The organism is Acinetobacter sp. 18QD2AZ41W, assembly GCF_009829025.1.
In the GTDB taxonomy this organism is placed as follows: Bacteria; Pseudomonadota; Gammaproteobacteria; order Pseudomonadales; family Moraxellaceae; genus Acinetobacter; species Acinetobacter pseudolwoffii.
This window is the reverse complement of the sequence record NZ_WURP01000002.1, coordinates 456505-474631: the sequence shown is the minus strand read 5'-3', so window position 1 is coordinate 474631 and position 18127 is coordinate 456505. Positions and strand designations below refer to the sequence as shown.

The window sequence follows — 18127 nt, the reverse complement described above, 5'->3', positions numbered from 1 at the left end:
AGTTGTTTCTTGGTTTGACCGCAAGACGAAGGCTGTGCCTGAGTAAGAGGATAAGCAAAAGTTGTTTCTTGGTTTGACCGCAAGACGAAGGCTATGCCTGAGTAAGAGGATAGCAATAGTTGATACTCTTTGTCTGAATGCAAGACGAAAATTACACCTGAATAAAAGGATATGACGATTAATCTCATGGTCCGAATACAGGAAAAAGCTGTATCTAGATAACAGCACTGATGTTGCTGTTTGATCTATAAGTTGAAAGCTATATCTGAATGAAATGTATAAAGTGAGAAATAAGTGATCCACGTTGTTTTATATGAGCCCGAAATTCCTGCAAATACAGGCAATATTATTCGTCTGTGTGCTAATACGGGAGCACAGTTGCATCTGGTCAAGCCACTGGGTTTTGAACTGGATGATAAAAAACTGAGACGTGCCGGTCTGGATTATCACGAATATGCACGTATGCAGATTTGGGACACTATCGAAGATTGTCTGGCCGATCTGGCAAGCAAAGGCATTGCTCTGGATGCGGTCTATCCACTGACCACCAAAGGGACTGAAACGCCACATACCTCGGACTTGAACCGTCCTGTGGCATTGTTGATGGGGCCGGAAACGCGTGGTCTGCCTGAACATGTTCGGATGATGTTCCCGCAGCAGCACTGGATTCGTTTACCGATGGCAAAGAACTCTCGTAGTTTAAACCTTTCGAATGCCACGGCAGTGATTGTATATGAAGCCTGGCGTCAGCAGGGTTTTAAAGCGCTCTAAGCTTAAATTTACAATAATTTGAAAAGCTGCCTTTAGGTGGCTTTTTTATTTGCTAGGATAGAGAGAGACAACTGATTGGAATAAGAAGGATATACGCGTGAAGCCGATATTAAAATTTGCCTTGGCCTGTTGTATTGGAATGACTGCTTTACACCTCGGTGCGCAAGAAGCAAGTGATGTAATGGGGGAAACGCAACAAGTTCAGCCAATTACGCAAGCGGAAATACAGCAAGGATTGGCCGACATGCAAAAACGCTTGGATGCGCGGATCGATAACTGGGGACAGAGTCTGAATTCCGATGGTTTTGAATGGACTTGGCGTGGACGTAAATTGAAGCAGACCAAACGTCAGGAAGTTTGTGATATTTTTCAGGATGTGGTCAATGAAATGTATCAGCTGGCGGTCAAGAATAAAGCCAGACTAAATCCGGAAGAGCAAAAATTATTGTCGAATAGAAGTCTGTTCATTGAAAAACTGGGCTATGAAAATAATCGGGTCAATACCCAAATGGGTTTTGATTGTCGTTTATCCTAAGTAAAATCAAAACATAAAAAAGGCGCTTAAAGCGCCTTTTTTATTTGAACCGGAACGATATTATTTATCGTCAAATTCGTTGTGCTGAGGTGCAGGATGCTTGAAACCTTTGGTTTTATAACCTAGGTACAAGATACCGCCAAATGCCCAGATCAGACCATATTTCAATGAGGTTTGATCAACTTCGAGCCATAAGGCAAATACTGCAATGAAACCTGCAAGTGGTACCACTACAAAGTTCAGAATTTCTTTCGCAGTTTTGGTACGACCATCACGTAAAGCATAGCGTGAAATGACAGACAAGTTTACGAAACTGAACGCCGTCAATGCACCGAAACTGATCAGTGAAATCACAAAATCAAGATCCATGAAGCCAGCTGTTAAGGCTACAGCACCGACAATCATAATGTTGTATGACGGTGTGTAGTTTTTCGGACTGATATGACCAAAGATTTTCTTGTTGATCACGCCATCACGGCCCATGACGTACATTAAGCGAGATACACCTGCATGTGCAGAAATCCCAGATGCCATGACGGTAATGATTGCAAAACCAAGTACATAAGCCTGGAACAAGGACCCACCCACCAGCATCAAAATTTCCGGCTGAGTTTCAGCAATATTCTGGAAATATGAACCTGGATTGTTCGGGAAGTAAATCTGCATGAAGTAAGTGCTGATAATGAAAATAATACCGGCAATTAAAGCGGTCAAGAAAATCGCTTTAGGCAAAGTTTTTTCAGTATCTTTGGTTTCTTCAGCCAGCGAGCTTAAAGAGTCAAAACCAGTGAAAGAGAAGCACAGTAAAGTCGCACCAGTAATCAGGGCGCCTACTGACGTTAATTCATTCCAGAACGGTTCCAGACTCCAGAGCTGATAGCGTTGCTCAGCTGTGATTGGACCATCCGCATTAAAGCCAGCCTGTAACTTGCTGTAGACCATCCAGGTAAATACGGCAATGACAATCAACTGCACGAACACGATCATACTGTTGAAGTTCGCTACAAAGCGCGCACCACGTAAATTGATGCCAGTCATGAATGCAGTCAATACCACGACCCAAACCCAATGATTGATATCAGGGAACAGGGCTTCTAGGTAAATGACGGCAAGAATGATGTTGACCATTGGCGACAATAAATAATCGAGCCAAGATGACCACCCCACCATGAAACCCACATTCGGGTGAATGGATTTTTGCGCATAGGTATAGGCCGAACCCGAAGAAGGGTAGCGACGAATCATATGACCATAGCTCAAAGAGGTTAACAAAATTGCAATCAGTGCAAAAATGTAAGAGGTGGGAACGTGGAAGTTACTTTCTTCAGATACCAGACCGAATGTATCAAACAAGGTCATGGGTTGAATATAAGCCAAACCAATAATAATGATGTGCCAGAGTCCCAGCGTTTTTTGCAGTTTAGCTGCCGATTGAGTCCCAGAGATATTAGTCAACGGCGTTATCCTCTTAATCGTTGATCAAGGATCAGTCATATTTATAAGGATCGTTTGAGACGAACGATCCCCCCTACAGTTTTCTATAAAAGCCCGCCAATCTACTTGAAAAGAAGGGCTTTTGCTAGCTATTTTTTTGACTTTTGAGGTGCATAAAGTATGCCATTCAAATTAACGCAATGATTTCTTTATGCAAGATAAAAGCCTGATGTCTAAAAAAACATCAGGCTTTAATTTTCGCTATATTGGCTTATTTTTCAGTAATTACCAAGCCTTTTTTAAGATAGATTTTAAATCTTCCAGGGTGGCTTCTTTCGGGTTATAAATGATGGAACCATCGTTCAGGGCTTTCTCTGCCACTTCATCCAGCTGCGCTTCAGAAATCTTGCCGGTTTCACGTAATGTACGTGGCAGTTTGGTCAGACTATAAATCCGATCTCGCATGGTCAGAATAGTGGCAATGGTTTTGTCTGCGCGTAAATGTGCTGGTGTTTGCGCATAAATATCGGCACCTGCCAAAGGTAGCAACAGATCAGCAATCTTGTCACCATTGACCTCTTTGTTGTATTCCAGCACATACGGCAGGAACAGGTTCATACATAAACCATGCGGCAAGTGCACCACTGCACCCAGTGAATGACCGAGTGAATGCACAATCCCGACCATCGAGTTAGAAAATGCAATACCGGCCATGGTCGATGCTTGAGCCAGTTCCAGACGGCCTTGCGCATCATTGGGATTATCCAGCACATTGAATAGATGGCTACTGATCTTCTTGACTGCTGCGGTGGCATAAGCATCCGAGATTGGATTGGCTGCCATACAGGTATAAGCTTCGACCGCATGGGTCAGTGCATCCATTGCGGTCATGGCGGTTAAATGCGGCGGCAGAGTCTGGGTCATGCGCGGATCTAAAATCGCAGCATGCGGCATCAGATAATACGATGCGAAAGGCATTTTAACGTTCTTCTCGGTATCTGAGACGACAGCCACCATGGTGACTTCTGAACCTGTCCCTGAAGTTGTTGGAATCACAAAAAATGGTTTCAGTGGCTTAGGCAGGTTGTGGGCACCAGAATATTTAAGCAAGTCATCACCCCCTTCAGACACCAGAATATTGGTGGCCTTGGACGTATCAATGACTGAACCACCGCCTACAGCAATGATCGCGTCACAGTGATTTTCACGATACAGTTTCGCCGCACTACGTACTGTACCCAAGCTAGAATCGGGTGGTACATCATCAAAAATGGCTACAATTGCAGCATCCGCCATTTCAAATGCAGCTTCAATCGGTGCCAGAAGATTATTGGCGCGTACACCTTTGTCGGTAATGATGAGTGGACGTTTTGCACCTAAAGTCGCAAGTTCAAACGGAATATGTTCTAACGCGGCATGTCCGGCAATGACTTTAACCGGACAGAAAAATTCATAATAAGGTTTAGCCATGTTATACACTCCGTTTTAAATAAGATTGAGCGATTTTTAGATAAATACTGCTCGCTTCGCTTAGTTTTTCTTTGAGGCTGAGATTGCTTGGATATTCTTTGACAGCCAGTTGCGCCACCAGTTTAGGCAAAATCAGTGCTTCCATTTTATTTAGACAACGCACCAGACGAATGGCATTGGAAATATCGCCATCGGCAATCATGCGGTCATTGGCAAAGGCTTGAGAGGTGCTTTCCTGAAAGGAAAAAACTAAAAAAGCATGGTGCAGATGTTTAAAGGTAATAGTCAGATCAGGTGCTTTTTCCAGATTTTTCACCAGTTCCAATTGCTTGTCCTCAGTGACCCGCGCCACAAAGGCTGGGCCATGCGGAAAGACTTTCATGGAAAGAGTGAAATGGACTGGAAATTGGGCAACTTCCTGTTTGATTTCTTCATCCACCTGACTTGCCATGACCAGACCGCGGCCAATCACATCCATCATGAGTTTGACATAGGCAAGCTGCAAAGCGGGTTTTACGGATTTAGTTGCAATCACGTGATGATCCCTATCTCAATATTATTGGTTTAGAGTAAATACTCTAATTTATTTGGGGGTGAAATGCAAAGGCTTTATCTTTGCTCGACAGTGACTTGATTAAAGTAACCGCTGTGGCGCAAAGTTTCAATAATTTCACGACATAACTGGTTGAATTGTGGCGGTTGTTCCAGTAGGTCGCTCATGCGAACCATTTCCAGTCCCGCATAACCACAAGGGTTGATGGTATTAAATCCGCTCAGGTCACAATCCAGATTTAAGGAAAGACCATGATAGCTACGGCCTTTACGAATTTTAAAACCCAGTGACCCAATTTTTCGTTCAGCCACATAGACCCCCGGTGCATCGGGTTTGGCATAAGCATCGATGCCGTATTTTTTCAGCAGATCGATCATCAGGTTTTCAGCATAGGACACCAGTGTACGCACATTCCAGCCCAGGCGATTCAGGTCAAACATGAAGTAAGCCACCAGCTGGCCCGGGCCGTGCCAGGTCACTTGACCACCACGATCGGTTTGAATTACCGGGATATTGCTCGGTATCAGAATATGTTCTGGCTTACCGGCCTGACCTTGAGTCAATACATCCTGATGTTGCAGAATCCACAGCTGATCCGGACTATATTCATCACGGTTTTCCGTAAATGTTTTCATTTCCAGAAAGCGATCTTCATAAGGAGTAAGGTCGTGATATTGACGAATGATCAGCTCGGGCTTTTGCAGCACATCAGTCACAGGGAGTGTCCTTGGTAATTATAAAAAACTGGTCATAATTATAATGATTTCGGCATGAAATAGGGGCGAGACCTACAATATTTAAGCGCTAGCTCAGTCATTGTACAGGCATAAAAAACACGCCCGAAAGCGTGTCTTTTGTATTTTTGATTACAGTGCGGTTTTAATCAGCGGACAGGCGGCCAAATCTGCATATACTGCATGTACCTGCTCCAGTTCCAAAAAGCGCAGTTGTGCGGTAATGGAATGATATTTGCCAGTACGCGACGGTGTGATGGTCATTTCACTGCCATCAAACTCAGGAAAATGTTTTACAAAGATATCATTTACGGCCTGACGCAGTTCAATGCCAGCAAGGCCAATCAGTTTGATGGGATAGTCCATCGGGAACACCCAGAGGTGTTCCTGTAAGTCACGAGAAGGTGTGCGGTCTAACATGGTAGTCCCCCTATTTGAAACGCCTGCAATCATGCAGGCGTTTGGGTCTGTCTTGGCTACTTAAAATGGAGACACTGAAGTAAATTTCAAGTCCCCATAGCAAGCATCAAATCTTAATCATTCTCGAGGAATGAACGTAAATGTTCTGAACGTGATGGATGGCGAAGCTTGCGTAACGCTTTAGCTTCAATCTGACGAATACGTTCACGTGTCACATCAAACTGTTTGCCCACTTCTTCCAAGGTGTGGTCGGTCGGCATGTCGATACCAAAACGCATTTTCAGGACTTTGGCTTCACGTTCAGTCAGGTTTTCCAGAACTTCGCGTGTCGCTTCTTTCAGGCCTTCTGAAGTCGCAGCATCAATTGGTGACGTGATGTTGCTGTCTTCAATGAAGTCACCCAGATGCGAATCTTCATCATCACCGATCGGTGTTTCCATCGAAATCGGTTCTTTGGCGATTTTTAGCACTTTACGTACTTTGACTTCGTCCATTTCCAGACGTTCGCCCAACTCTTCAGGTGTCGGTTCACGCCCCATTTCTTGAAGAAGCTGACGCGATACACGGTTGATCTTGTTGATGGTCTCGATCATGTGCACCGGAATACGAATGGTACGTGCCTGATCGGCGATTGAACGGGTGATCGCCTGACGAATCCACCAGGTTGCATAAGTCGAGAATTTATAACCACGACGATATTCAAACTTGTCTACCGCTTTCATCAAGCCAATGTTACCTTCCTGAATCAGATCCAGGAACTGCAAGCCGCGGTTGGTGTATTTTTTCGCAATTGAAATCACCAGACGCAAGTTGGCTTCGACCATTTCTTTCTTGGCGCGACGTGCCTTAGCTTCACCAACGGCCATGCGTTTGGCAATGTCTTTAATGCCTTTAACATCAAGACCCAATTCTTTTTCAATATCGGCAATCTTTTGCTGGAAGGCCAATACATCTGGACGTACTTTTTCCAGATAGGCTTTCTGGTCTGCAGGTGTTTTCGCGATCTGTTCATCTAACCAGGCTGGATTCGATTCCTGTCCCGGGAAAGAAGTACGGAACTGGGTACGATCCATACGACCACGGCGCACGGCATAACGCATTACTTCACGTTCTGCACCACGAATCTGGTCATGCGTACCACGAATCATTTCTGAAATGATATCGAATAGACGCGGCGTGAATTTGAACATCATGAATACGGTTGCCAGTGCTTCCAGCGCAGCTTCAGATTCTTCGCTGTCACGACCATGTTTTTCGATGGCTATTTTGGTATTCAACCATGCATTTTCAAGTTCAGTGAAGCGCGCTTTGGCAATTTCAGGATCTGGACCAGAATCAGCTTCTGAATCATCTTCAGTTTCAGCTTCTTCCTCTTCATCATCGTCCAGTTTTACATCTTTGGTCGATTTTTTCGAGTCAGTCTTGTCTTCAGCGATCTCGACTTCTTCTTCGAGTACTTCAGGAATTTCTTCGTCTGATTCAGGATCTAAATAACCCGATAACAGGTCAGCAAGACGGCGTTCGCCCGCTTCATAATCTTTATATTCTTGGAGTACAACTTCTACCGCATTGGGCCAGTAAGCAATCGAGTGCAAAACATCACGAATACCTTCTTCGATGCGCTTTGCAATGCTAATTTCGCCTTCACGGGTTAAAAGCTCAACGGTACCCATTTCACGCATATACATACGCACAGGGTCAGTTGTACGACCTGGCTCATTTTCTACAGAGGCCAATACGGCTGCAGCTTCTTCTTCTGCAACTTCATCGGCAGCTTCTGTAGTATCTTCGAACATCGTATCATCAGATTCAGGCGCGCGATCATGTACAGGAATACCCACGTCATTCAGCATCTGAATGATATCTTCAATCTGCTCGCTTTCTGTGATGGAGTCCGGCAGATGATCGTTAACCTCAGCGAAGGTTAAGTAACCTTGTTCTTTGCCTCGGCTAATCAGAGCCGCTACTTGTGAAGTAGGGGAAGTCATATCGCTCATCTTTTGCTTACTCTTCGTTGAATCTGTGACAGGAAAAACCGTACAACTTATGCACGATTTAAGCTCATTAAATTTAGTGAATAGCCTACGTATTTCATCAGAGTATTCAGCGTTCAAGCTGTCTGATAAAATATTTAAAATGAAATTCAGTAATTTAAGATGGGGATGAATTTGTTATTTTCAAGTCCAACCCCGGCATCTGTGTATTTGACCAAAAAATGTGTAGTCAAAAAACATAAGGACGCAGGGTGGATTATATCATGTCACACAATGTCCTTAAAAAAAAGCCCTATTTACAACTTTAAAATACGAAAATTTAAATAAAACTTGACTTGTGGTTTTAGGCAAGATAAATAGCGCTAAAACCATTTACATTTTTCACTATGAGGAAGTTTTAGTGTCTTCTACAGATTTTGAACTAGATGATAGCTTCGGTGAGGATGATGTTAATTTCGATGAAGCTTCCAGCAAGCTGAGCGCTAAAGAGTCGTTGGAAAAACGTCGTCTGATTGATGATTTACTTTCACAACGTCGCTTGGAACGCGAACTCAAAGATTTTGACTATGACTTCGACGATGATGACGATTTTGATGACGAAGATTAACGAATTCGGATTTAGCATGGCCTGAATAAATGCTATGCTAAACCTTTCGGTTTTCTAAGTTTGGATGTTAGATGAGTGCTTTAGATTTAGACCTGTTGAGTGAATATCTAGATGGTGACCAAAATGAACATGGTCTAGATTTCGCAGCAACCCATGGTTTCTTATGTGCTATTGCAGTAGGCCCAAAATTCGACAAATGGTTAGACGAGCTTTTTGATAGCAATCAAAAGAAAGTGCCTGCAGAAATCATCACTCAGGTACAAGCATGGTTAGAGTCTATCCGTCAAAGCTTAGCCAATGAAGAAGGGATTACATTCCCATTTGAAATTGAAGAAGCAGACACCGAATCAAGCTTGGGTGACTGGAGTGTGGGCTTTGTCGATGCCATGTTCCTGAACGAAGAAGCTTGGTTTACTGAAGAATTTGAAGAGCAACTGGTAGATTTAACTCTGCCAATCATGGTCTTCAGCGGCATTGATGATGAAGATCCACAAATGGAAACTTTCCGTCGTAATGGCCAGTTAATGGACGAACTTGCAGAAGAAATTCCAGACAACTTAAATGAATTGTATCTGATGTATCACACTCCAGAATAATTCATAAAAAAAGCACCGCACGGTGCTTTTTTTAGCTTTGGACTTTTATCAAAGCATCGAAGGGATTTTATTTTCTTTCAATACCGACCCGTTTGCTCAGACTGTAGCGGGCATAGCCATTATAGGCAATATGAAAGATCAAACCATGTACCGCAATCACAGCGGCCATCAGAAATGAATTCGGGCCCCTTCCGGTATAAGCCATGTTGTTGAAGATGGCTTCAGTCTGTGGATGCATCCAGATCACAACAAATATAAAAATAAACCCAAATGTAATCGCAATGATGGTAGAACCCCATACCAGTTTGCTTTTCTCTTCCTTGCTGGGTAAACGTTGTTCTCTCTTCACAAAGTATCGGGCACTGAGAAAGGCCGACGCGATCAGGGCCGGGATCAGGAGAATCGCGCCCAGATTGAATACATAAATGAGTACGCCCACGAATAGAACCAAGCTAAGATAAACGGTGGCAAAATATTTAAGATAGTGCGACATCGTTTTAGCCTCCTTCATGCTGAGGTCTATTCAGGATGGACGATTTTTACGCTGCTGTCTACGGTAGATAACCCAGGCAATAATGACTATAACAATCGCAATAATCACATAACTGACTTTACTGAAAATTTGCTGCATCAACTCTTGGTTTTCACCAAAGTAAAATCCGACACAGGCCAAAAACGTGGTCCAGATGATGGTTCCGAGTGTGCTATAGAACATGAATTTCCAGAAGGGCATACGGCTCATGCCGGCAGGAATGCTGATCAGTGAGCGGACGGCAGGAACCATGCGGCCAAAAAACACAATCCGATGTCCATAATGTTCAAACCAGCTCAGTGATTTTTTCACATCATTGGATTTGATAAACAGATATTTGCCATAACGGTCGACAAACTTGAAAATGGAATCGTGATTGAATTTATAACCCACCCAGTACAGCAAGGCTGCTGCTAGTAATGAGCCAATGCAACCGGCCATGATCACCCCGGCCAGTATTAACTCACCCTGAGAGGCTGAATAGCCCGCAGAAGGCATAATGATTTCGGAAGGGATGGGTGGGAAGACATTATCCAGAAACATGAGCAGGGCAATACCCCAGTAGCCCAGTTGTTCCATGACGGAAATAATCCATTCAGTTAAATTCATAAGATGGTCAAAATAAAAAATACTGCCTGTATCCTAAGCAGTATTTTTTATGCGGTAAAGTCTTGGAATATAAATGAGCAGGCAGAATCAGCTATGTGTCAGCGTATAAATATAGACTTTGCGTAAGCCATAGGCCAAACAGACAGGTAAAACACTCAGCAGCATAAAATGAATGACACTGGTATTAAGATGATAACCAATAAACAGCGCTAAAATCGCGCCAATCACAGTTCCCAAGATGACCACAAACACATGTGACTGGCTCTCAAGCTCGTCATTAACCTGATGAAGTCGTTGTTGTTTTATATTCTCTTTGGGTTGAAACTGAACCAGATTATCTGGATCTCGAGCAAGTGAACTGGTCATGTTATATTCCTTTTCATTTTAAAATTTAAGTTAATAATGAAAGACTTGGCTTAAGATAGACTTTTCAATAGACTAGCAATCTTGCTTGGAAAAAAATAAGGTTCTTGGTAATGAATTGGTGAGAGTTTTATTACTGTTGTAATTTTTATGTAAATAAAAAACCCTCCGAAGAGGGTTTTTATATATTTTCTTACAAAGCGGCTGGCTTAGAGACGTTTACGTTTTGCTGCCAGAATTTGGGACTGACGCATACGGAAACCGTCTTTTTGTTTCTCTGTGGTCTTGTCAATGCAGTACACGCAAGAGACACCATGTTCATAACTTGGCAGCGCCACTTCTTCAGGAAGCAAAGGCCAGCCACAGGCATGGCATTTGGTGTTTTGACCTTCTTCGACACCGTGTGTTACTGCTGTACGGCCATCAAATACGAAGCATTCGCCTTCCCACATACTTTCTTCAGCCGGAGTTTCTTCCAGGTATTTTAAAATACCGCCTTTCAGGTGATACACCTCTGTAAAACCTTCTTGCAGAAGCAGAGAGGTTGATTTTTCACAGCGAATACCACCGGTACAGAACATGGCAATTTTCTTGTCTTTGTGCTGTTCCAGATTATTTTTCACATATTCAGGGAATTCACGGAAGCTTTCAGTTTTCGGGTCAATCGCGCCTTTGAACGTTCCTGCTTTGTATTCGTAATCGTTACGGGTATCAACCAGAATCACGTCATCACGCGCAATCAGTTCATTCCATTCCTGAGGATCAAGATAGTGACCGACCAGATCACGTGGTTTCACTTCTACCCCTAAAGTCACGATTTCTTTTTTTAATTTAATTTTCATTTTACGAAATGGCTTGTCAGAGCTGTCTGACTCTTTATATTCCATCTCAACAAAGCCTTCATTGAGAAGGAACTGGTGAATTTGATCAATCGATGCACGGTCACCTGCAACCGTACCGTTAATCCCTTCACCCGCTACAATGAGTGTTCCACAAAGGTTGATTGTTTTTACCAAGTCTAAAAGACGTTGTTGAAGATCGGCAGGATCTTGAACTTCTTTGAATTGATAAAGTGCGGCAACAACCCAACCTGAGGTCGCTTGCTGTTCTACAGGTGCAAGCTGTTCTACAGTAGCGTTCATGGAATACTCCAACGTAGCATGATAATTTAAAGGCGCATATTTTAGCGTGATTCGAGTGAATAAGCGAGTAAAACACTTGCCTTTTAACAGGCTTCAATTCATGGGGGAGAGCGTGTATAGTCATGCCCGACCCGGAATTTTGTAAAGTTTTATGCAGTGATGCAGGTACTGGAAGTTGTAGTATCTTTGGAGTGTGTTTTGAGTTCAGATCGTCGTATTGCGTCTTTAACCCCGTGTGCTGGGCGTTGCTCGACCGTATTTGGTGATGCGGTATGTCGTGGTTGCCGCCGTTTCAATCATGAGGTGATTCACTGGAACACTTATGGCGCTGATCAACATCATGCCGTATGGCGGCGTCTGGATGCACAGCTGGATCAGATTTTAGTGCCGTTGTTGCCACATGCAGATATCGTCAAGGTTCAAGCCTTTGTGCTGTCAAAACGGGTACGTTTACGTGACGATGCCTCCAAAGGACGTAAGCTGTATCATGCTTTAAAGCTCTGTGAAAAAAATCGGCATTTTACCGATGATAGTGGTTTGGGGATTCATTATAAGCAGGTACGTCCACTCTGGGATGAGTTTGAGCGCCGGATTCTGGCTTTGGCCACTGCCAGTTATGATCTGGCTTTTCTGCGGGCGGATGGCATTAGTCAGCATCTGATTCATCTGCAGGAAGAGGAATAAGTCCTCTTTTTTTATGCAGAAAAATAACAACAGCTGAGGGAAAAGCATGAATATCAGTGAGTATCTCTTGTATTGTCTGGCTGTTGTGGTAATGATCGCCACGCCTGGTCCGGTGATGTTGCTGGTGGCCAGTGCCGGTCTAAAAGGCGGTTATGCTGCGGCTTTAAGAACTATTTTTGGCACCAATTTCGCTTCATTGATATTGATTGCTTTATCGATATTAAGCCTGAAAGGCTTGCTGGTCATTAATGAACAGTGGCTGGATGCCATCAAGTTGCTGGGTTGTCTGTATATTGGTTATCTGGGGCTGCAAATATTTCGGGAGGTGATTTTCCAGCAAGCAGAGTCAACTCAAAAGAAGTTATCTCCGGTACGTGGCGGCTTTCAGCAGGGTTTTCTGGTCGGTATTTCCAATCCCAAAGATATTATTTTCTTTGCGGCTTTTTTCCCGCAGTTTATTGGTATTACATCTGATCTCGATTTGAGTCTCATAATCTTAACCTTGAGCTGGATCGTGCTGGATTTCCTGACCCTGTCGGTGGTGTATTTGGGTTTTAACCGTTTATCCCGTTCTCGGTTGTATCCGCATTTGCTGGCCTTGTGTGGTCTCATTCTGCTGATCATTGCTCTTTACGGCATTTATCAGATCCTGATTTAAAAAAGTACTGCACAGTTGTAAGGTTCCTGCCTGGCATATGCGCTAAAAATCATGCTAAGGTAAAATCAAATAAAAATTGAACAGATCAGCATGTCTAAAACAGTAACCAAGCCCGATCATCCATTCTCACCGCTGTTATTTATTCAACCTGCTGTTATTCAGATTCTTCAAATCATTGGACTCGCGCTGATCGCTGTCAGTATCGTGTATCTGCTGGCAGCAAACTGGTGGATGCTGCCGAAATTTGTCCAGTTGTTTATGCCGCAAGTTTTATTGCTGGGTTCGGCATTGCTGAGTGTGCATTTTGCTGCGCGAGAAAAGTTAAGACAAAGTCTGGATACAGTATCCGGTTTAATGCTGGGCTTAAGTCTGGCGGTGATCGGACAGATTTATCAGACTGGTGCGGATAGTTATCAACTATTTTTGCTTTGGGCATTGTTGCTCTTGCCTTGGTTGTATCGGCCTAATATCGGTATTTTTGCTTTATTTTGCGTGGTCAGTCAGCTGGCGCTTTATTTTTATTTTAAGCAAAGCTTTTGGTTGGTGCGTGCTGAAACTGCATATCTGCTCGGTCTGAATGTGTTAACCGGGCTAAGTCTGATCTATGCATTACGCTATTATCCGGTTTTGCGTTATCTGTTGATTGCCGTAGTAGTGCTTATTTCGCTATGGAGCATGTTGCGATTTATCGATGCGGATTCGCTCTGGTATCTGTGCTCGGTACTGGCCTTACCCCTGTTATTGAGTGCTTATTTCTATACCCGGCAGCGACAACTGGAAACCAGTTTGCTGATGGCAGGACTGGCACTCAGTTTGAGTATTCTGATTTTTGACCTGACTGAGCAATATTCGCAAAATTCCGCAGCAGGCTTGTTGGTACTGGCCTTGCTGATATTTGGCTGGTTCGCAGCGATTAGCGCGCTGCTGATGAAACTGCTGCCCAAGAGCCGCTTCTCGGTCATTCCACTGGCTTTAGGTGCGTGGATTGCCGGCGTGATTTTAGCCATGTTATTACTGACTTATTGGGAAAGTTTTTCCATCCTGATGGGGTTAATCTTCATTGCAGTGGCCTGCTGGCTGATTCGTAGCGCGCCTTCGGTTTTTCTACGACAGCTGGCGTATTGTCTGTGGGTCTGTGGTCAGGCTGCCGTCCTGATTCATACTGAAATATTAACCGATAGCTTGTTACTGATCTGGCTCATACAGCTGGCCATGAGCTTGGCAAGTATCATGCGTCGCATGCATTGGCTGGTGGTCTTGTTGCAACTATTACTTGCTCATGCGTTAGCAATAGCTGTTTTAATCGAACAGCATTCATTTTCGGATGAGCATCTCATCACCTGGATCATGCTGCTGAATTACAGCATTTTGACAGGAGCTTTACTTACTGCGAGACGATGGCTTGCTTCATGCTATGCCAAAACGATGCATCTGTGGATGATCAGTATTCTGGCAGCAACGGCCATGTTTCAATGTTTGTTGCAATTTGGCGTGGCGCAGCAACTGTATCCGCGCGGCGTAGATGAACTGATTATTTTCTATATCTTGCCCGCGATCTGGCTGCTGAGTTTTATCGGTATACATCTGAAGCAATTTTCACTGACAGCACTCTGGTTGATTCCTATTATGGGTGTTTTACTGATTGCACTGGGCTATTTTGAAATTTTCATCATTCTGGTACTTATGGCCTGGGCGATGGTCAATCAACAGCGATTGATGCAGGCCTTATTGGTTCTGTTACTGATCTTCTGGTTATGGTTGCTGTATTACAATCTGGGACTCAGCTTTTTATTTAAGAGTGTCAGTATCTTTGCTTCAGGTCTGCTGGTTTTGCTTCTGGCTTATGTGTTGAGCTCACCGAAATTTCAGTCGAAAACAGGAGTAGCCTCATGAAAAAGTTCTGGGTGCTACACCTGAGTATTTTTAGTATTGCCTTATTTGTGGGCTTAATTATCCAGCATGAATGGCATTTAAGAAATAGTCAGAGTATTTTTGTTAAGTTGGCGCCCGTCGATCCGCGTTCGATTTTGCAGGGCGATTATATGGCGCTGAACTATCAGTTGCATTTTGCTGGTCTGGATGCTGATGAAACTGCCCTGAATCAAACAGGTTCAGATATCACTATTCAGGATTTTAAAGATCGGTCTCAGATCGTGAGCTATGTACGCTTGGATGCACAACGACGAGTGATACGAAGCAGTTTTGATCCGCGTCTGTTACAAGTTCATCCGGCATCTTCCGCAAAACTGCTGTTAAAGAATCCACGCAATAGTTTTGAAGCTTTATATCCGGCGGCCAATAGTTTTTTATTCGCCGAAGGCCTAGAGCCGTGTTATCGCAATGCCAAATTTGCCGAACTTAAGCTTAAGGAAAATGGAAAGGCTTTACTGGTTAATCTTGTTGACTCCCATTTAAAGCCCCTAAATTGTGAAAGTTCTAAAAGCTGGCGGCAGGGCAGTTAATTATATTTAGTCATTCTGGCCATAAAAAAGCCCGCGAGGTGCGAGCTTTGGGAATCTGGTCGCATCGACTTAAGCGACTTGTACCGGAATACAGTTGGCAGTATGGCTGACGGTATTGTTTGGATTTGCATAGACCAAGCGTGGCTGATGTGCATTTGCTTCAGCTTCAGTGAAATCACCAAAAGTTGCAATAATGATGATATCGCCTACATCGGCTTGATGTGCAGCGCCACCATTGACTGAAATGATGCCTGAATTATCTTCGCCACGAATGGCATAAGTTGCAAAACGTTTACCATTGGTCACGTTCCACACATGAATTTCTTCGTATTCGCGAATGCCAGCTAAATCCATCAAAACGCCATCAATTGCACATGAACCTTCATAGTGTAATTCTGCATGTGTAACGTGAGCGCGGTGAATTTTGCATTTTAATAAACGAGATAGCATGGCTAGCGTCCCCTGAGTTGAACTAAGACTTTGATCATCATATGGTTGAATCAATTTCTACGACACTGGATAAGTGGGTAGGCTTGCGCATTTTGCGCTTAAATGATCTTTCTGACAAGCGGAATTGTCCAGCGATTTTTGAATGATCAGTTAGGCTTATAGGCATTAATTTGATTCATGGCTTGCTGTACTTCTGCATTCACCAGCATTTTGGTACGTGCGAGCGCATGTGAAATTGCATCATCCATTAACTTTTGTTCGCTGCTGGGCGCTTTACTGAGCACATGACCAGAAACACGGTCTTTGGCACCAGGATGGCCGATTCCAATACGCAGGCGATGGAAGTTTGAACCAATATGCGGCACGATATCGCGTAGACCATTATGACCACCGTGACCACCACCCGTTTTCAGGCGAATGACACCAGGATTCATATCCAGTTCATCATGGGCAATCAGGATCGATTCAGGTGCGATATTGTAGAATTTGGCGAAAGGAACAACACTTTTACCGGAAAGGTTCATAAAGGTTGTAGGTAGAAGAAGACGAACGTCTTGACCTTCGATATTGCCACGACCACTAAATCCATTGAATTTCGGGTCTTTCTTGAGGGTAATGCCATATTGCTCTGCAAGGCGTTCTACGAACCAGGCCCCTGCATTATGGCGGGTTTGGGCATACTCAGAACCTGGGTTGCCCAAACCAACAATCAGTGAAATATTTGACACTAATTACACCATTAACACTTATGCGCGTTTAAAGTCAGCGTGCATAGGCGTGTTTTTAGCTGGGTGACGTTGTAAGGCTTGGATTTTCACGCTTTCAACTTTACCGTCTACATCAATTTCGATAACTTCTTCAAAGAAAGAGTTATTTTCTAAGAATTTAACAAGCTGACGAAGCTCAAGAGTAACAGCTACAGGAGCAGCTTCGCCACCGTAGATGATTGCAGGAACTTTAGCTTGAAGACGAAGGCGGCGGCTCGAACCTTTCCCTTGAACTGCTTCTTCACGTGCTGCTGCGTTTAATACGAAGTTTGCCATGATAGACATCCTATTTAAGTTAAATGAACCAGACTTGCGACCAGTCTAGTGAGTAAAAGCCCTACCAAATGGCAGGGCTTTGAAAATTCAGCGCTCTATTATAGATAAGAATCGAACATTGCGCTAATAGATTCTTCGTTGTTAATGCGACGAATCGTTTCGGCAACCATGCTGGCTACGGAAACCTGGCGAATCTTGCCCAGTGCTAAAGCTTCATCTGAAAGTGGGATGGTGTCACAAACCACCAACTCATCAATCACAGAATGTCTTAAGTTTTCTAATGCTTTACCAGAAAGTACTGGATGCGTTGCATAAGCAACAACCTTGCGAGCACCAAAAGTTTTCAATGCATCAGCTGCTTTGCATAAAGTGCCTGCAGTATCTACCATGTCATCGACGATGACACAATCACGATCTTTCACATCGCCAATCAAATGCATCACTTGTGATTCATTCGCTTTTTGACGACGCTTATCGATGATTGCAAGATCGATATCACCCATTTGTTTCGCAACAGCACGTGCACGAACCACACCACCGACGTCAGGTGAAACCACCATCAGGTTGTGATGTGACTGCTGACGTAAGTCAGCAAGTAGCGCTGGTGTACCGTAGATGTTGTCTACAGGGATATCGAAGAAACCTTGGATCTGGTCAGCATGAAGATCAATCATCACAACGCGGTCAATACCTACAGTCGTCAGCATGTCTGCAACGACTTTAGCAGTAATTGGCACACGGCTTGAACGTGGACGACGGTCTTGACGAGCATAACCAAAGTAAGGAATCACGGCAGTAATACGACCTGCACTTGCACGACGCAAAGCGTCAGCCATGACTAAGATTTCCATCAGGTTATCGTTAGTAGGAGCACAAGTAGGTTGCACGACGAATACGTCTTTACCACGAACGTTTTCAGTAATCTCGACAGCGATTTCACCATCAGAGAACTGACCTACAGAGGCAGCGCCTAGAGGAATATGTAAGTGACTTACGACTTTTTGAGCGAATTGTGGATGCGCAGATCCACTAAAAACGACAAGATTGGGCATGAAGCACCCTTGGCGGTT

22 protein-coding genes are annotated in these 18127 nt (G+C 43.8%); 8 read left to right on the top strand and 14 right to left on the bottom strand.

Going from position 1 to position 18127, the window contains the following annotated elements; genetic code table 11:
* The first annotated feature begins 294 nt into the window (after positions 1–294).
* Complete coding sequence (locus GVV58_RS05300) at positions 295–771, top strand: tRNA (cytidine(34)-2'-O)-methyltransferase (RefSeq protein WP_159516108.1); 477 nt, start codon at positions 295–297, stop codon at positions 769–771.
* 139 nt (positions 772–910) lie between these two features.
* Positions 911–1306 carry a hypothetical protein gene (locus GVV58_RS05295; protein ID WP_252721259.1) on the top strand — a complete coding sequence of 132 codons (396 nt, stop codon included), beginning with the start codon at positions 911–913 and terminating at the stop codon, positions 1304–1306.
* Positions 1307–1366: 60 nt separating this feature from the next.
* Here GVV58_RS05295 and GVV58_RS05290 read toward each other — a convergent pair whose 3' ends face one another.
* The 6 genes from GVV58_RS05290 to rpoD all read right to left on the bottom strand — a co-directional run bounded on the left by GVV58_RS05290 (position 1367) and on the right by rpoD (position 7965).
* The gene (locus GVV58_RS05290) at positions 1367–2761 is read right to left on the bottom strand and encodes an APC family permease (protein ID WP_005097762.1); all 1395 of its coding nucleotides are present in this window, start codon (positions 2759–2761) and stop codon (positions 1367–1369) included.
* A gap of 264 nt (positions 2762–3025) precedes the next feature.
* Positions 3026–4210 carry an iron-containing alcohol dehydrogenase gene (locus tag GVV58_RS05285; RefSeq protein ID WP_005097761.1) on the bottom strand — a complete coding sequence of 395 codons (1185 nt, stop codon included), beginning with the start codon at positions 4208–4210 and terminating at the stop codon, positions 3026–3028.
* Position 4211: 1 nt separating this feature from the next.
* Positions 4212–4745 carry a hypothetical protein gene (locus tag GVV58_RS05280; protein WP_005097759.1) on the bottom strand — a complete coding sequence of 178 codons (534 nt, stop codon included), beginning with the start codon at positions 4743–4745 and terminating at the stop codon, positions 4212–4214.
* A gap of 74 nt (positions 4746–4819) precedes the next feature.
* The gene (gene lipB / locus GVV58_RS05275; protein WP_005097758.1) at positions 4820–5479 is read right to left on the bottom strand and encodes a lipoyl(octanoyl) transferase LipB; all 660 of its coding nucleotides are present in this window, start codon (positions 5477–5479) and stop codon (positions 4820–4822) included.
* 150 nt (positions 5480–5629) lie between these two features.
* Positions 5630–5917 carry a DUF493 domain-containing protein gene (locus tag GVV58_RS05270; protein ID WP_005097756.1) on the bottom strand — a complete coding sequence of 96 codons (288 nt, stop codon included), beginning with the start codon at positions 5915–5917 and terminating at the stop codon, positions 5630–5632.
* Positions 5918–6030: 113 nt separating this feature from the next.
* Complete coding sequence (gene rpoD / locus GVV58_RS05265) at positions 6031–7965, bottom strand: RNA polymerase sigma factor RpoD (RefSeq protein WP_228730826.1); 1935 nt, start codon at positions 7963–7965, stop codon at positions 6031–6033.
* A gap of 346 nt (positions 7966–8311) precedes the next feature.
* Here rpoD and GVV58_RS05260 point away from each other — a divergent pair, with 346 nt between their 5' ends.
* Both GVV58_RS05260 and GVV58_RS05255 read left to right on the top strand, forming a co-directional pair.
* Positions 8312–8518: a PA3496 family putative envelope integrity protein gene (locus tag GVV58_RS05260; RefSeq protein WP_005169810.1), complete on the top strand. Its 207-nt coding sequence runs from the start codon at positions 8312–8314 to the stop codon at positions 8516–8518.
* Between the two features lie 71 nt (positions 8519–8589).
* On the top strand, positions 8590–9114 hold the full coding sequence (locus GVV58_RS05255; RefSeq protein ID WP_005169813.1) for a YecA family protein: 525 nt from the start codon (positions 8590–8592) through the stop codon (positions 9112–9114).
* Positions 9115–9181: 67 nt separating this feature from the next.
* Here GVV58_RS05255 and GVV58_RS05250 read toward each other — a convergent pair whose 3' ends face one another.
* The 4 genes from GVV58_RS05250 to GVV58_RS05235 all read right to left on the bottom strand — a co-directional run bounded on the left by GVV58_RS05250 (position 9182) and on the right by GVV58_RS05235 (position 11760).
* Positions 9182–9607, bottom strand: a complete 426-nt coding sequence (locus tag GVV58_RS05250; protein WP_074383409.1) for an ABZJ_00895 family protein — start codon at positions 9605–9607, stop codon at positions 9182–9184.
* Positions 9608–9637: 30 nt separating this feature from the next.
* A complete protein-coding gene (locus GVV58_RS05245; protein ID WP_100355549.1) occupies positions 9638–10255 on the bottom strand; it encodes a DedA family protein in 618 nt (205 codons plus the stop codon).
* Positions 10256–10342: 87 nt separating this feature from the next.
* Positions 10343–10621, bottom strand: coding sequence for a hypothetical protein (locus GVV58_RS05240; RefSeq protein WP_005097750.1), 279 nt, complete (start codon positions 10619–10621; stop codon positions 10343–10345).
* A 206-nt stretch (positions 10622–10827) separates the two neighbouring features.
* The gene (locus GVV58_RS05235; protein WP_005097749.1) at positions 10828–11760 is read right to left on the bottom strand and encodes a rhodanese-related sulfurtransferase; all 933 of its coding nucleotides are present in this window, start codon (positions 11758–11760) and stop codon (positions 10828–10830) included.
* Between the two features lie 198 nt (positions 11761–11958).
* Between GVV58_RS05235 and GVV58_RS05230 the strand changes: the two genes are divergently transcribed.
* The 4 genes from GVV58_RS05230 to GVV58_RS05215 all read left to right on the top strand — a co-directional run bounded on the left by GVV58_RS05230 (position 11959) and on the right by GVV58_RS05215 (position 15564).
* Positions 11959–12444: a DUF1289 domain-containing protein gene (locus GVV58_RS05230; protein WP_035337988.1), complete on the top strand. Its 486-nt coding sequence runs from the start codon at positions 11959–11961 to the stop codon at positions 12442–12444.
* Between the two features lie 46 nt (positions 12445–12490).
* The gene (locus GVV58_RS05225; protein WP_005097747.1) at positions 12491–13102 is read left to right on the top strand and encodes a LysE family translocator; all 612 of its coding nucleotides are present in this window, start codon (positions 12491–12493) and stop codon (positions 13100–13102) included.
* A gap of 90 nt (positions 13103–13192) precedes the next feature.
* Entirely contained in the window at positions 13193–14995 is a 1803-nt protein-coding gene (locus tag GVV58_RS05220; protein ID WP_159516105.1) for a DUF2157 domain-containing protein, read from the top strand.
* Positions 14992–15564 carry a GDYXXLXY domain-containing protein gene (locus tag GVV58_RS05215; protein WP_005097744.1) on the top strand — a complete coding sequence of 191 codons (573 nt, stop codon included), beginning with the start codon at positions 14992–14994 and terminating at the stop codon, positions 15562–15564. Before GVV58_RS05220 ends, GVV58_RS05215 begins: the two co-directional genes overlap by 4 nt.
* 69 nt (positions 15565–15633) lie before the next feature.
* Here GVV58_RS05215 and panD read toward each other — a convergent pair whose 3' ends face one another.
* The 4 genes from panD to GVV58_RS05195 all read right to left on the bottom strand — a co-directional run bounded on the left by panD (position 15634) and on the right by GVV58_RS05195 (position 18109).
* Positions 15634–16014 carry an aspartate 1-decarboxylase gene (gene panD / locus GVV58_RS05210; RefSeq protein WP_005097743.1) on the bottom strand — a complete coding sequence of 127 codons (381 nt, stop codon included), beginning with the start codon at positions 16012–16014 and terminating at the stop codon, positions 15634–15636.
* A 146-nt stretch (positions 16015–16160) separates the two neighbouring features.
* Positions 16161–16742: an aminoacyl-tRNA hydrolase gene (gene pth, locus GVV58_RS05205; RefSeq protein WP_074383404.1), complete on the bottom strand. Its 582-nt coding sequence runs from the start codon at positions 16740–16742 to the stop codon at positions 16161–16163.
* Between the two features lie 18 nt (positions 16743–16760).
* Positions 16761–17057: a 50S ribosomal protein L25 gene (gene rplY / locus GVV58_RS05200; RefSeq protein ID WP_005097741.1), complete on the bottom strand. Its 297-nt coding sequence runs from the start codon at positions 17055–17057 to the stop codon at positions 16761–16763.
* A gap of 98 nt (positions 17058–17155) precedes the next feature.
* The gene (locus tag GVV58_RS05195; RefSeq protein WP_005097740.1) at positions 17156–18109 is read right to left on the bottom strand and encodes a ribose-phosphate pyrophosphokinase; all 954 of its coding nucleotides are present in this window, start codon (positions 18107–18109) and stop codon (positions 17156–17158) included.
* Positions 18110–18127: the final 18 nt, after the last annotated feature.